The following is a 13,239-nucleotide window of genomic DNA, read 5'->3' on the forward strand; positions in this document are numbered from 1 at the left end:
TAGCCAACGTGGGTGTCAGGGGAAGGTGACGGCCCGCACGGTCGACGCGCCGACGGTGGAGCCGATAGGGCTGAGGACGTCGGCGTCGACGGCGCGGTCGACGCGCAGCAGCATGACGGCGTCCGAGCCTTCGGTGGTCTGGCTGATCTGCGCGGCCTCGATGTTCACACCCGCCTCGCCGAGCAGCGTCCCCACACGGCCCATCACACCTGGGCGGTCCGGGTACTCCAGCAGCAGCATGTGGCCCTCGGCGCGGATGTCGAAGTGGCGGCCGTTGACCTCGACCAGCTTCTCCACCTCGTCCAAACCGGTGATAGCACCCGACACCGAGTGCGCGGTGCCGTCGGCGTGCACCGCGCGCAACGTGACCTCGCTGCGGTAGATGACACTCTCCGGCTGGGTGGTCACCTCGACGCTGACACCAAGGTCGTCGGCGAGCCGCTGCGCGTTGACGAACGTGACCTGGTCCTCGACCACGGTGTCAAACGCACCCCGCAGCGCGGCCAGCGGCAACACGCTAACGTCCTCGCTGGCCAGCTCACCCGACACCTGCACGGTGATCGACGTCGGCGGCTTCGTCGAGAACGCCGACAGCACGGTGCCAAGCTTCTGCGTCAACGGCAGGTATGGCCGCAGCTCGTCGGAGACGACACCGCTGGCCACGTTCACCGCGTCCGGCACGAAGTCACCCCGCAGCGCGAGCTTGACCGACTTCGCCACATCGGTACCCGCCCGATCCTGCGCCTCCACCGTGGACGCACCCAGATGCGGGGTGACGACCACGTTCGGCAACCCGAACAGCGGACTCGACGTGGTCGGCTCGGTCGCGAACACATCCACACCGGCACCACCGACGTGACCGTCGGCCACCGCCTTGGCCAGCGCCTCCTCATCAACAAGGCCACCACGGGCGGCGTTAATCACCACCACACCCTGCTTGGTCTTGGCCAACGCGTCAGCGTCGATCAACCCCTTGGTCTCCGGTGTCTTCGGCAGGTGGATCGAAATGACATCGGCACGCGAGAGCAGCTCGTCCAGCGAGACCAGCTCGATGCCCAACTGCTTGGCACGCGCGGCCGAAACGTACGGGTCGTAGGCGATCAGCTCGGTGTCGAAGCTCGCGACACGGTGCGCGAACAGCTGACCAATCTTGCCAAGCCCCACAACACCTACGGTCTTACCGTTGAGCTCGACACCGGTGTAGGAGGAACGCTTCCACTCCCCACCCTGCAAACTTTCATTCGCGGCGGGCACCCGGCGCAACACCGACAGCAACAGCGCGACAGCGTGCTCAGCCGCCGACACGATGTTCGACGTCGGCGCGTTGACCACCATCACACCGCGCTCGGTCGCGGCAGAAACCTCAACATTGTCGAGGCCGACACCGGCGCGCGCGACCACCTTCAACTTGGTCGCCGCGGCAAGCACCTCGGCATCCACCTTCGTCGCCGACCGCACCAACAACGCGTCCGCGTCCGCGACCGCCTCCAGCAGCGCGGGCCGGTCGGTGCCATCGACACGTCGGATCTCCACCTCATCACCGAACACCTCAACGGCGGACGGCGCGAGTTTCTCAGCGAGCAGGACAACAGGGCGAGTAGCGCTGGTCACGAAACGACTCCGGTCGGTTGTGGCGTGCACAGGAATGGCGAGAGCGCGCTCAGCGGGCGCTGGGAACCTCTCGCGGCGCGTTACCACGGTGTAACGCGCACGGGGGTGAGTCTAGCCAGCAGACCAATCCCATTCGACCCTTGAGCGCCGGTGTGTGCGAAACCACCGCATCAGGGGGCGTGACCAGTGGTAATCGACCACACGGCGTTCCACACGCTGGGATGCGGCTCCGACCAGCGGGGACGCCGTTCACCGACGTCGTGCCGAGCCGCTGTCACCACGGCGTGTCGAACTCGCCGTCCTTGGCGCCAGCGACGAACGCACGCCACTCACTTGGAGTAAAGATCAGAGTGGTGTCGGCCTGCCGGAGCGCCACGTAGGTGAGCCCGTCGGTGTGCGGCACGAAAGCGATCTCGAACGGCTCACCGACGGCGGCCGGGGTGTCCCCCGCCGCGACAGGACGATGCCAGTCCGCCCCGCTGAGGTCGATCTCGTCTCGCAGCGCGGCCTTGTCGTCAGCGCCGTCGGCACGCCCCTCGGCGTCGGTCTCGCCCCAAGGCTCGTCCGTCATGCCGGTCACCGTAGCCCGCATCGGCCCAGCTCACAGCATGCGCGACGAACCGCAACGCGATCGCGGTGTTCGGTCGTACGGCGCTACACCGTCCGTACCCGCAGGGGTGCCCCGATCTGGTGCAAGTACCGCAATACGTGGCCGTAGGAGCGGAACAACCCACACTGACTGTAGGAAATGCCGTGCTCAGCGCAGAACCGTCGCACGATCCGCTGCGCGTGCCGCAGGTTGGGTCGCGGCATGGTCGGGAACAGGTGGTGCTCGATCTGGTAGTTCAGCCCGCCAAGAACGAAGTCGACAACGCGACCACCGCGCACGTTGCGCGAGGTCAGTACCTGCTTGTGCAGGAAGTCCAGCTTCTGCCCATCGGCGATCGTCGGCATGCCCTTGTGGTTGGGTGCGAACGAGCAGCCCATATACACGCCCCACAACCCCTGGTGCACGACGATGAACAGCACCGCGACCCCCGGTGACAGGACAAGGAACAGCACCGTCGTGTAGACGGCGATGTGGACGACCATGAGCGCTGCCTCGAGGGCACGGAGACGCACCTGGCCGCGCAGAATCGCGACTGCGCCGCCGACGCGCAGATTCAGCCCTTCGAGCAGCAACAGTGGGAAGAACAGCACCGCTTGGTGCTTCGCGATCCACCGCAGCACACCACGCTTGGCACCCGCCTGGCCATTGGTGAACGCCAGCGCGGGAATCTCGATATCGGGGTCGGAACCCTCGTGGTTCGGATTGGCGTGGTGCTGGTTGTGCTGCTTGACCCAGGAGCCATAACTGAGCGCGACCAGCCCGCCGTGCATGTAGCCGAGGACATCATTGAGCTTCTTGCTGCGAAAGATCTGCTTGTGACCCGCGTCATGGCCGATGAAGGCGAGCTGTGCGAACACGATCGCGAGGAATGCCGCGATGAACAGCTGCCACCAGGAGTTGCCGATGAAGGCGAAGGCGACCCATGCCCCGCCCAGCATCAGCAGGTTCACGCCGATCCTGACCGCGTAGTAACCGTACCTACGTTTGAGCAGGCCAGCGGATCGGATGCTGCGGGACAGCTCGGCGAAGTCGCTCGGTTTCCGAGCGGGTATAGCCGTGGTAGTGGAGGAAGTAATGGGAGTCACCTAGATTTCGTATTGGAACCCCAGCCACTTCCCACGGTACGCCGATACGCGGCCGAAGCGTCAAACAATAACCGAAGGGCGGCACCCACCGTGGTGATGCCGCCCTTCGGCTGTGTTCCGCGCTACCGCGGTGCTATCTCATTGGGTTACTTCATCCAGGCCATCAGGCCACGCAGCTTCTTGCCGACTTCCTCGATCGGGTGCCGCGCGCCCTGCTCGGCGAGCTTGGTGAAGTTCGGGCGGCCTGCCTCGTCCTCCGCCACCCACTCCTTGGCGAAGGTGCCGTCCTGGATCTCGCCCAGGATCTTGCGCATGTTCTCCTTGACCTCAGGGCCGATGACCCGGGGGCCACGGGTGAGGTCGCCGTACTCCGCGGTGTCGGACACCGAGTAGCGCTGCCCGGCGATGCCGCCCTCGTAGATCAGGTCCACGATCAGCTTCACCTCGTGCAGCACCTCGAAGTAGGCGATCTCCGGGGCGTAGCCCGCCTCGGTGAGCACCTCGAAGCCGTTCTGGATCAGCGCGCTGATGCCACCGCAGAGCACCGCCTGCTCACCGAACAGGTCGGTCTCGGTCTCTTCCTTGAACGTCGTCTTGATGACGCCCGCCCTCGCGCCGCCGATGCCGGCGGCGTAGGACAGCGCCAGCGCCTCCGTCTTGCCGTCCGGGTCCTGCTCGACGGCGATCAGGCACGGCACGCCCTTGCCGTCGACGAACTGGCGACGCACGAGGTGGCCAGGGCCCTTCGGGGCGACCATCGCCACGGCGACGTCCGACGGCGGCTGGATCAGGCCGTAGCGGATGTTGAAGCCGTGGCCGAAGAACAGCGCGTCACCCGACTTCAGGTTCGGCGCGATGTCCTCGGCGTAGATCTTCCGCTGCGCGGTGTCGGGCGCGAGGATCATGATCACGTCGGCCTCCGCCGCCGCCTCGGACGGCGTGACCACCCGCAGGCCCTCTTCCTCCGCCTTGGCGCGGGACTTGGAGGTCTCCGGCAGACCGACGCGCACGTCGACCCCGGAGTCGCGCAGGCTAAGCGCGTGCGCGTGCCCCTGGCTGCCGTAGCCGATGACGGCCACCTTACGGGACTGGATGATGCCGAGGTCGGCGTCGTCGTCGTAGAACATTTCCACTGCCATGAGGGCTGCTTACTTCCTTTCCTGCTTAAGCATTCGGCCGCCAGACGCGCACCGCGTGGCGGCCAGTCTGACTAGCGGGTCGACGTGGCCGTGATGGACTTCGCCCCCCGGCCGACGGCGACCATGCCCGACTGCACCAGCTCGCGGACCCCGTAGGGCTCAAGCATGCGCAGCAGCGCGTTGATCTTGTCGGCGGTACCGGTCGCCTCGACGGTCAGCGCCTCGGGCGAGACGTCGACCACCTTCGCGCGGAACAGCTGCACCGTCTCCAGCACCTGGCTGCGCACCGTCGCGTCGGCGCGCACCTTGACCAGTAGCAGCTCTCGCTGCACCGAGGTCTGCGGGTCAAGCTCGACGATCTTGATGACGTTGACGAGCTTGTTGAGCTGCTTGGTCACCTGCTCCAGTGGCAGCTCCTCAACGGCGACGACGATCGTCATCCGCGAGACTTCCGGGTTCTCGGTCGGGCCGACAGCCAGCGATTCGATGTTGAACCCGCGCCGCGAGAACAGGCCCGCCACACGCGCGAGCACGCCTGGCTTGTTCTCCACCAGCACGCTTAGGGTATGGCTGCTCACGTCTTACACCTCGTCGTCTTCAAAGAGGGGGCGGATGCCTCGGGCGGCCATGATCTCGTCGTTGCCGGTCCCGGCGGCGACCATCGGCCACACCTGAGCGTCCTTGCCGACGATGAAGTCGATGACGACCGGCCGGTCGTTGATGTCCATCGCCTTCTTGATCACATCGTCGACCTCGTCCTTGGACTCACACCGCAACCCGACACAGCCCATCGACTCCGCCAGCAGCACGAAGTCCGGGATGCGGTGGGCGTGCGTGCCGAGATCGGTGCTGGAGTAGCGCTCGGCGTAAAACAGGTTCTGCCACTGCCGCACCATCCCCAAGTTGCCGTTGTTGATGACCGCGACCTTGATCGGCGCGCCCTCGATCGCGCAGGTGGCCAACTCCTGGTTGGTCATCTGGAAACACCCGTCTCCGTCGATGGCCCACACCTGCTTGTCCGGATACGCGAACTTCGCGCCCATGGCCGCGGGCACCGCGAAACCCATCGTGCCAAGGCCACCGGAGTTGATCCAGGTGCCCGGTTTCTCATACCCGATGAACTGCGCCGCCCACATCTGATGCTGACCAACACCCGCGGCGTAAAGCGCATCCGGACCGACAAGCTCACCGATCCGCTCGATCACGTACTGCGGCGCGAGCGAGCCGTCGGTCGGCCAGTCGTAGCCAGCTGGGTAAGTGTCCCGCCACGCCTCGATCTGGGTCCACCACGCGTCGTACTTGCGCTCGCCCTCACGATCGATCTCGGCTTTCACGGCGGCGATCAGCTCGTTGATGATCTCCGCGCAGTCCCCGACGATCGGCACGTCCGCCTTGCGGTTCTTCGAGATCTCCGCCGGGTCGATGTCGGCGTGGACGACCTGCGCGTCCGGAGCGAACGACGACAGCTGGCCGGTCACTCGGTCATCGAACCGGGCGCCGAGCGCCACAAGCAGATCCGAGCGCTGCATCGCGGCGACCGCTGCCACCGTGCCGTGCATGCCGGGCATGCCGAGATGCTGCGCGTGCGAGTCCGGGAACGCCCCCCGCGCCATCAGCGTCGTCACCACCGGGATTCCGGTCAGCTCGGCCAGCGTCCGCAACTGCTCGGACGCCTTCGCCTTGATCACACCACCACCGACATACAGCACCGGGCGCCGCGCCGACATCATCAACCGCGCCGCCTCGCGCACCTGCTTACCGTGCGGACGCAGCGTCGGCCGGTAACCGGGCAACTGCATCTCCGGTGGCCAGACGTAGGCGGTCTGCTCCTGCAAGACGTCCTTCGGGATGTCGACGAGCACCGGACCCGGCCTACCGGTACTCGCCAGATGGAATGCCTCGGCGATCGCGGCCGGAATATCAGCCGGATCGGTGACCAAGAAATTGTGCTTCGTGATCGGCATGGTGATGCCGCAAATGTCCGCTTCCTGGAATGCGTCCGTACCGATCAGCGCGCGCGTCTGCTGCCCAGTGATCGCCACGACCGGAACGGAATCCATATGAGCGTCAGCTAATGGAGTGACAAGATTCGTCGCGCCCGGCCCAGAGGTCGCCATGCAGACACCGACCTTGCCGGTCGCCTGCGCATACCCCGTCGCCGCGTGACCCGCGCCCTGCTCATGCCGGACCAACACGTGACGCACCTTGGTCGAGTCAAGCAGCGGGTCGTAGGCGGGCAGGATCGTCCCACCCGGAATCCCGAAAACGACCTCCACACCGACCGCTTCCAGCGAGCGCACCAGCGACTGCGCGCCGGTGAGCCGTACGGGAGCACCTGCCGGTGGTGCTGGCTTGGGTCGAGTACCTGGCTTCGCCTCGCGCGCGGCGGGCTCCTGCCCTGCGCGCGAACTCGGCCGCGAGGTGGCGCTTGTCATCGGATCTGCCTCGTTGGTCGTGGTTACCGAGTTTGATTATCGCTTATGGTGCCGGGTTCGGAAGCGCGGGCCTTTCAGGGCCATTCACCGTTCCCGGTCTCCCTTCATCCCGCGTGACTATCGCCAGCGGTCTGTCGATAGCCGGTTGTGGTCATCCGAGTCGCGAAACAGCGTCCAACGAAAAAACCCCCGCCGACCGAAAGGTCGCACGAGGGTCGCGCGTCGACGCAGCCAACAGGCTTCTTTCACGCGTCGACGCGCGAAAGAAGTACTACGAGGCTCGTCAGCTGTTCCACGTCCCGAACGCTACTGGCCCGCGCGGCCGAGTGTCAACTCTGCGGGATCGTGCTCCCGTATACTGAGAGCACCGCCACGCAACGGCACCCCGCCCGTACCCGATTTCGCCTGTCACGGCACCATCTACGAGTGAGCAGTACCCCGCACAGTGAGTCAGAGTCCGCCCCGGCGACCCCGAAGCGCGCCGTCTTCCGAATGCCAGGCGTCACGATCTTCGCCGCGTTCTTCGTGATGATCTGTGCTACGCCGGTGGCGTGGTCAGCTTTCTGGCTCACCCCGGTGTACTTGCTTCCGATCTCCTACATCGTCTGGGTTGTGCGCACGCGAACCGTGGCCGACGCCGACGGGCTCACCACACGGACCTTCTTCAGCAGCAGGCGACTGGCCTGGTCGGAGCTGAAGGGACTGTCGATCACCTCGCGCGCCCAGGTCCGTGCCGTACTCACCGACGACTCCGAAGTGCGCCTGCCGACCGTGCGCACCAGGCACCTGCCCGTGCTCGCCTACGTCAGCGGCGGGTACGTCACCGACCCGACGTCACGCGAAACCGCGCCGGATGAGTCGGCTGAGCCTTCTACGTCGTCAGAGCAGGATCAGCAGGCACCTTCCCAGGAGTAACGATGCCCGAACTGCGCTCCCGCACCACCACCCACGGCCGCAACGCGGCAGGCGCCCGCTCGCTATGGCGCGCCACCGGCATGACAGACAGCGACTTCGGCAAGCCGATCGTGGCCATCGCCAACTCCTACACCCAGTTCGTGCCCGGCCACGTGCACCTGCGCGACCTCGGCGACATCGTGGCCGAAGGCGTCCGCGAGTCGGGCGGGGTGCCGCGCGAGTTCCACACCATCGCCGTCGACGACGGCATCGCCATGGGCCACTCCGGGATGCTGTACTCGCTGCCGTCGCGCGAGGTCATCTCCGACGCGGTGGAGTACATGGTCAACGCGCACCAGGCCGACGCGCTGGTGTGCATCTCGAACTGCGACAAGATCACGCCGGGGATGCTCAACGCCGCGATGCGGCTGAACGTGCCCACGGTGTTCGTCTCCGGCGGGCCGATGGAGGCGGGCAAGGCGGTCGTTGTCGAGGGTGTCGCGCACGCCCCGACCGACCTGATCACCGCCATCGCGGCGTCCGCGAACAGCGCCGTCGACGACGACGGGCTGTCCGAAGTGGAGCGTTCGGCGTGCCCGACGTGCGGCTCCTGCTCCGGGATGTTCACCGCGAACTCGATGAACTGCCTGACCGAGGCCCTCGGCCTCGCGCTGCCGGGCAACGGTTCGACGCTGGCCACCCACGCGCTGCGCCGCGACTTGTTCTCGGACGCCGGACGCACCGTGGTGGAGTTGGCGACGCGCTACTACCGCGACGATGACGAGTCGGTGCTGCCCCGCGCCATCGCCAACCGAGAAGCGTTCGAGAACGCGATGGCCCTCGACATGGCGATGGGTGGCTCCACGAACACCGTGCTGCACATCCTCGCCGCCGCCCAGGAGGGCGAGATCGAGTTCACCATCGACGACATCGACGCGATCGGCAAGCGCGTCCCGTGCCTGTCGAAGGTCGCGCCGAACATCGCGCTTGGGCCGGACGGGAAAGAGATCAGCTACCACATGGAAGACGTCCACCGAGCCGGTGGCATCCCGGCGATCCTGGGCGAACTGCACCGGGGCGGGCTGCTCAACACCGGGGTGCGCGCGGTGCACTCGCCGTCGTTGGAGCAGTGGCTCGGCGAGTGGGACATTCGCGCGGCGAACCCCAGCGACCGGGCGGTGGAGCTCTTCCACGCCGCACCAGGCGGGGTGCGCACCACGCGGGCGTTCTCCACCGAGAACCGCTGGTCCAGCCTGGACACCGACGCCGAGGGCGGCTGCATCCGCGACGTCGCGCACGCCTACACCGCCGACGGCGGACTCGCGGTGCTACGCGGCAACCTCGCGGAGAACGGAGCCGTGATCAAGTCGGCGGGCATCGAGGAGGAGCTGTGGCGCTTCCAGGGCCCGGCCCGAGTCGTGGAGAGCCAGGAGCAGGCCGTGTCGGTCATCCTCGGCAAGCAGCTCCAGCCGGGTGAGGTACTCGTGGTGCGCTACGAGGGTCCGTCAGGCGGTCCGGGGATGCAGGAGATGCTGCACCCGACGGCGTTCCTCAAGGGATCCGGCCTCGGCAAGAAGTGCGCGCTGATCACCGACGGCCGATTCTCCGGTGGCTCATCGGGCATCTCGGTCGGCCACATCTCGCCGGAGGCCGCCGCCGGTGGTGCCATCGGGCTGGTCGAGGACGGCGACCAGATCCTCATCGACGTCCGCGAGCGCAGGCTGTCGTTGCTCGTGGACGACGACGTCCTCGCCGAACGCCGCGCCAAGATGGAGGCGTCCGAGAACCCGTGGCAGCCGGTGGACCGGAACCGCCCGGTAACCAAGGCGCTGCGGGCCTACGCACGGCTGGCGACGTCCGCCGACACCGGCGCGGTGCGCGACCCGAGCCTGTAGGAGCGGGCCGCGACCTCAGCGGAAGAGCATGAGCACCGCGACAACCGCGCCCGCGGCGAGCAGCACGCCGACGATCCCGAACGGGACGGGCTTGCGCCGCCACGTCGTGGCGACGTCGATCGCGATCCTGCCCGGCCCCGTGAACAGCAATGCCAGCGCGGCTGCCCCTGTCATCAGCGGGAAGGCGTAGCCAGGTAGCTGCGCGCCGTCGACCTGTACCAGTGGGAAGTAGCCGATTTCGCGATGCAGATACACCGCCGTGGCGTTGATCGAGAGCACCGCGGCGGCCACCAGTGGTGTGAACATGCCGAGCACGAGCAGGCCACCCGCGCCAACCTCGGTGATCCCGAGCAGGTACGCGAGGATCGTCGACTGGCTGGTGAAGCCGTTCGCGGCAAGCCCGTTCGCGACGCCGTCCATGCCGGGCCCGCCGAACATGCCGAAGCGGTACAGCCCGTGCAGCAACGCCGTGCCGCCGACCGCGATCCGCAGGATCAGCAGACCGAAGTCGAGCCCGGCGTGCCATCTGGTGACGGGTTCCGGTTCCGGTTCGACCGAGTCGTAATCGTTGAGCAGATGCGCTGGCTCGTCGCGATGGCGGCGGCCACCCGGACTGGGTTCGTGGGCGCTTTCCTGACCGTAGAGCTCGTCGTGTGTGCTCATGGGCGGCCACATTAGCCAATAACGGGTGTGATTGGACACTCACGGTGGCAATTCGGCGTGCCTTCTTACCCCAATAGGGTGGCCGACTCGGCTGTGAGGCGCGGCGCCACTCACGAGACATTCACGGCCGCCGCCGTAGGCTCGGTATCCGTGCGGATCCGACACCGGCCCCTGCGTCGCGGTCACCTGGTGCTGGCTACTTCGGTCGCGCTGGTACTCAGTGGCTGCGCGGAGTTCGACGACACCGCGGCGTCCGAGACGGCGTGGCACACGCCGCCCGAGCTGACCGCGGAACAGGGCCCCCAACCGGAAGGTGAGACTCCGCCGCCTACCGGGTCGGAACGGCGGCAGCGCGACATCCCGCCGCCGGACGGCTGCACGGACCACGACCCGGCCGTGATCGCCACGTGTCTCGACACCGTCACCGCCGTAGCCGCCATCGCGGGCACCAAGGTGCCGACGGCGATCGCGGGCGAGCGCCGCACCGGTCGCGTGCTGCGGGTAGAGCGCGGCAAGGAGCCGCGGGTGATCACGGAATTGAACGTGTCGGCGGCAGGCGATGGCGGGCTGACCGGGCTCGCGCTGTCCCCGACGTACAACGAGGACCAACTCGTCTACGCCTACATCACCACGGCGAAGGACAATCGCGTGGTGCGGTTCGCGCCCGGCCAACGACCGAGCCCCGTGCTGACCGGAATTCCGAAGGGCGACACCGGAAACCGGGGCGTGCTCGCACCGGACAACACCGGCGCGCTGCTGGTCGCCACGGGTGACGCGGGCGGTCGGGCCTCCGCGAGCGATTCGGCCTCGCTAGCGGGAAAGGTACTGCGCATCGATACCTCGGGAAACCCAGCACCCGGCAACCCGAGCCCGGGCTCCCGCGTCGTCGCCACCGGCCTGCACGCCCCCGGTGGGGTATGCACCTCGGCGGATGGCTCCCGCACCTGGGTCACCGACCGAGCCGACAACGCGGACGCGCTGTACGAGGTGGTGCCTGGCGAAAAACTAGACACCGCCGCGTGGAGTTGGCGCACCAAGCCGGGCGTCGCGGGGTGCGTAGACACGGGCCAGGGCGTCACGATCACGACGTCGATCGCGGGAAGCCTCCAGTTCCTGCCGATCGACGAACGCGGGGCGGTAACCGGCAAGCCGACCGTGGCCCTCGATGGCGAGGATGGCTACGGCAGGTTGTCCGGGCTGAGCGTGCTCACCGAAAGCATCGCCGTCGCGGGAACGGTGAACAAGGACGGCGGCACGCCGGTGTCCAGCGATGACCGCGTGGTACTGCTACCGATCCAGCCGGAAGGCGGAGGCGGCGGGAAGGACTGACCCGCCGCCGTGGATCTTGAGCGTTTCTGGCTGCGATCGCGACAGAAACGCTCAAGATCGCCACGCCTGGGGTGCCTACTGGCAGCGCTCCAGGATCAGCTCGCGGACGCGCTTGGCGTCCGCCTGGCCCTTGGTCGCCTTCATGACGGCGCCGACGATGGCGCCGGCAGCCTGCACCTTGCCGCCCTTGATCTTTTCCACGACGTCTGGCTGCGCGGCGAGCGCTTCATCGACGGCGGCGAGCAAGGCGGAGTCGTCCGAAACGACTTGCAGTCCGCGCGCGGCGATAACCGCATCCGGGTCGCCCTCGCCCGCGAGCACGCCCTGCACGACCTCGCGCGCGAGCTTGTGGGTCAGCGTGCCCTCACCGATCAGTGCGATCACCCGCGCCACCTGGGCGGGTGTGATCGGCAGCTCGGCAAGCTCGACCTCGCGGGTGTTGGCCTGCTGCGTCAGGTACTGCACCCACCAGCTACGTGCCTCGGCGACGGGAGCGCCAGCGTCCACCGTCATCGCCACGAGGTCGGCGGCGCCGGTGTTGAACAGGTCGCGGGTTTCCTCGTCGGTCAGGCCCCACTCGGTCTGGATGCGCTTACGCCGTTGCCATGGCAGCTCGGGCAGCGTACCGCGCAGCTCATCGACCCATTCCTTGCTCGGCGCGATCGGCACCAGGTCCGGTTCGGGGAAGTAACGGTAGTCCTCGGACGTCTCCTTCGGCCGGCCCGGCGACGTCGTGCCGTCGGCCTCCTGAAAGTGCCTGGTCTCCTGCGTGATCGAACCGCCGTCGCGCAGCACGGCGGCCTGGCGGGTCATTTCATAGCGCACGGCACGCTCGACACTGCGCAACGAGTTGACGTTCTTGGTCTCGGTGCGGGTACCGAACTCCGTCGTTCCCTTCGGCATCAGCGAGACGTTGGCATCGCAGCGCATCGAGCCCTGGTCCATGCGGACGTCGGACACGCCGAGCGCGAGCATCAGCTCCCGCAGCGCCGTCACGTATGCCCGCGCGACCTCAGGGGCCCGCTGACCCATGCCCTCGATCGGCTTGGTGACGATCTCGATCAGCGGCACGCCCGCGCGGTTGTAGTCCAGCAGCGAGTGCTCGGCGCCGTGGATCCGACCGGTCGCACCGCCGACGTGCAGCGACTTACCGGTGTCCTCTTCCATGTGCGCGCGCTCGATGCCGACGCGCACCACCTCACCGTCGTCCAGCATGACGTCGAGGTGCCCGTCGAAGGCGATCGGCTCGTCGTACTGCGACGTCTGGAAGTTCTTCGGCATGTCCGGGTAGAAGTAGTTCTTCCGGGCGAACCGGCACCACGGCGCGATCTCGCAGTTCAGCGCGAGGCCGATCCGGATCGCCGACTCCACGCCTCGGGCGTTCATCACCGGTAGTGCGCCGGGAAGACCGAGGCACGTCGGGCACACGTGGGTGTTGGGCTCGCCGCCGAAGACGTTCGCGCAGCCACAGAACATCTTGGTCTTGGTGTTCAGCTCGACGTGCACCTCAAGCCCGAGCACCGGGTCGAAGTGGTCGAGCACCTCGTCGTAGTCCAGCACTTCAGCGGTAGCGGTCAT

Annotated in this window: 11 protein-coding genes; 3 read left to right on the forward strand and 8 right to left on the reverse strand. The window is 67.2% G+C overall.

Annotation, left to right across the window (positions count from 1 at the left end; genetic code table 11):
* Window positions 1-15 precede the first annotated feature (15 nt).
* The 6 genes from serA to ACFQGD_RS22820 all read right to left on the reverse strand — a co-directional run bounded on the left by serA (window position 16) and on the right by ACFQGD_RS22820 (window position 6,880).
* Entirely contained in the window at window positions 16-1,611 is a 1,596-nt protein-coding gene (serA, locus tag ACFQGD_RS22795; RefSeq protein ID WP_345393925.1) for a phosphoglycerate dehydrogenase, read from the reverse strand.
* A 274-nt stretch (window positions 1,612-1,885) separates the two neighbouring features.
* Window positions 1,886-2,182 carry a DUF397 domain-containing protein gene (locus ACFQGD_RS22800; RefSeq protein ID WP_345393928.1) on the reverse strand — a complete coding sequence of 99 codons (297 nt, stop codon included), beginning with the start codon at window positions 2,180-2,182 and terminating at the stop codon, window positions 1,886-1,888.
* An 83-nt stretch (window positions 2,183-2,265) separates the two neighbouring features.
* Window positions 2,266-3,306, reverse strand: coding sequence for a fatty acid desaturase family protein (locus tag ACFQGD_RS22805; RefSeq protein WP_345393931.1), 1,041 nt, complete (start codon window positions 3,304-3,306; stop codon window positions 2,266-2,268).
* Between the two features lie 146 nt (window positions 3,307-3,452).
* Window positions 3,453-4,445, reverse strand: coding sequence for a ketol-acid reductoisomerase (gene ilvC / locus ACFQGD_RS22810; RefSeq protein ID WP_345393934.1), 993 nt, complete (start codon window positions 4,443-4,445; stop codon window positions 3,453-3,455).
* Window positions 4,446-4,516: 71 nt separating this feature from the next.
* Complete coding sequence (gene ilvN, locus ACFQGD_RS22815; protein ID WP_345393937.1) at window positions 4,517-5,023, reverse strand: acetolactate synthase small subunit; 507 nt, start codon at window positions 5,021-5,023, stop codon at window positions 4,517-4,519.
* Window positions 5,024-5,026: 3 nt separating this feature from the next.
* Entirely contained in the window at window positions 5,027-6,880 is a 1,854-nt protein-coding gene (locus tag ACFQGD_RS22820; protein ID WP_390183559.1) for an acetolactate synthase large subunit, read from the reverse strand.
* Between the two features lie 426 nt (window positions 6,881-7,306).
* On the opposite strand from ACFQGD_RS22820, the gene ACFQGD_RS22825 reads away from it, so the two are divergent.
* Both ACFQGD_RS22825 and ilvD read left to right on the forward strand, forming a co-directional pair.
* The gene (locus ACFQGD_RS22825) at window positions 7,307-7,795 is read left to right on the forward strand and encodes a PH domain-containing protein (RefSeq protein ID WP_345393943.1); all 489 of its coding nucleotides are present in this window, start codon (window positions 7,307-7,309) and stop codon (window positions 7,793-7,795) included.
* A gap of 2 nt (window positions 7,796-7,797) precedes the next feature.
* Window positions 7,798-9,669, forward strand: coding sequence for a dihydroxy-acid dehydratase (ilvD, locus tag ACFQGD_RS22830; protein WP_345393946.1), 1,872 nt, complete (start codon window positions 7,798-7,800; stop codon window positions 9,667-9,669).
* 15 nt (window positions 9,670-9,684) lie between these two features.
* On the opposite strand, the gene ACFQGD_RS22835 is transcribed toward ilvD, so the two are convergent.
* Window positions 9,685-10,332, reverse strand: a complete 648-nt coding sequence (locus tag ACFQGD_RS22835; RefSeq protein WP_345393949.1) for a DoxX family protein — start codon at window positions 10,330-10,332, stop codon at window positions 9,685-9,687.
* 150 nt (window positions 10,333-10,482) lie between these two features.
* Here ACFQGD_RS22835 and ACFQGD_RS22840 point away from each other — a divergent pair, with 150 nt between their 5' ends.
* Entirely contained in the window at window positions 10,483-11,661 is a 1,179-nt protein-coding gene (locus ACFQGD_RS22840) for a PQQ-dependent sugar dehydrogenase (protein WP_345393952.1), read from the forward strand.
* A 75-nt stretch (window positions 11,662-11,736) separates the two neighbouring features.
* Here the strand turns inward: ACFQGD_RS22840 and gatB are convergent, their stop codons facing one another.
* Entirely contained in the window at window positions 11,737-13,239 is a 1,503-nt protein-coding gene (gatB, locus tag ACFQGD_RS22845) for an Asp-tRNA(Asn)/Glu-tRNA(Gln) amidotransferase subunit GatB (RefSeq protein WP_345393955.1), read from the reverse strand.

It is taken from the genome of Haloechinothrix salitolerans (assembly GCF_042662605.1).
GTDB lineage: Bacteria > Actinomycetota > Actinomycetes > Mycobacteriales > Pseudonocardiaceae > Haloechinothrix_A > Haloechinothrix_A salitolerans.

Coding starts and splice junctions, on each gene's coding strand:
- gatB (WP_345393955.1), bottom strand. CDS start 13,239: ATGACCGCTACCGCTGAAGTGCTGGACTACGACGAGGTGCTCGACCAC.
- ACFQGD_RS22835 (WP_345393949.1), bottom strand. CDS start 10,332: ATGAGCACACACGACGAGCTCTACGGTCAGGAAAGCGCCCACGAACCC.
- ilvC (WP_345393934.1), bottom strand. CDS start 4,445: ATGGCAGTGGAAATGTTCTACGACGACGACGCCGACCTCGGCATCATC.
- ACFQGD_RS22820 (WP_390183559.1), bottom strand. CDS start 6,880: ATGACAAGCGCCACCTCGCGGCCGAGTTCGCGCGCAGGGCAGGAGCCC.
- ACFQGD_RS22800 (WP_345393928.1), bottom strand. CDS start 2,182: ATGACGGACGAGCCTTGGGGCGAGACCGACGCCGAGGGGCGTGCCGAC.
- ilvD (WP_345393946.1), top strand. CDS start 7,798: ATGCCCGAACTGCGCTCCCGCACCACCACCCACGGCCGCAACGCGGCA.